The organism is Ensifer sp. GW101-20A05 (assembly GCF_059424735.1).
The window spans coordinates 1-733 of the sequence record NZ_JBWKZT010000056.1 but is presented as its reverse complement, the minus strand read 5'-3'; the positions used below and the strand labels follow the sequence as shown (position 1 = coordinate 733).

Genomic DNA, 733 nt, shown 5'->3' with positions numbered 1-733 from the left:
GTATGGCGCTGAAGGAGCAGGTCGTGCACCTTCATCACCCGATAGACGCGTTTGACGTTTGGCCAGGAACGGCCATCGTTGCTGGCGTTTCGGCGCAGAATGGCGTGAACCCGGCGATAGCCGTAGGTCGGCATATCGGCGATGATCGTTTTGATCTCATCCACCAGGCCCTGATCAGCAAGCGGCGGTCGCCCACGGGCTTTGGAAGGGATTTGCTTCACGCGCTCTGCAATGTTTGATCGGGCGACACCCAAAGTCTCGCACACCGCCGTCATCGCGAACTGCCCTTCGGCAATGACAGCGAGCGCAACAGGTGTTTTTTTGGGCCGGTGGCGATCTCAAGCGCTTCCTTGAGGATTTCGCCTTCCATCGTCTTCTTGCCCAACAGGCGCTGCAGTTCCTTGACCTGGTTCTGAAGGGCTCGATATTCGGATGCCGGAACGACGTCTTCCTGCGATGCGGTTGCGGTGAACGCTCCCTGCGCTGCAAGCTTGCGCCAATTGAACAACTGGTTCGGCTGGATGCCGTGACGCCGCGCGACGATGCTGACCGTCGCATCCCCTTCATACGTCTCCTGAACGATGGCGAGCTTCTCGGCCGTCGACCAGCGACGGCGGCGCTCAGGGCCGGACAGCACTTCTATCTTCGGGTTGTGACTACTCATAATGGGGACATTACTCCTCACACTTAACAAGTGGGAGATCATGTCCGGGGATTTATGGGGCCATTACAG

The 733-nt window shown here is 58.5% G+C and carries 1 pseudogene; it reads right to left on the bottom strand.

Features of this window, described 5'->3' with window-relative positions:
- Positions 1-664, bottom strand: a pseudogene (locus AC070A_RS34630) (transposase); the annotation flags it as partial.
- Positions 665-733: the final 69 nt, after the last annotated feature.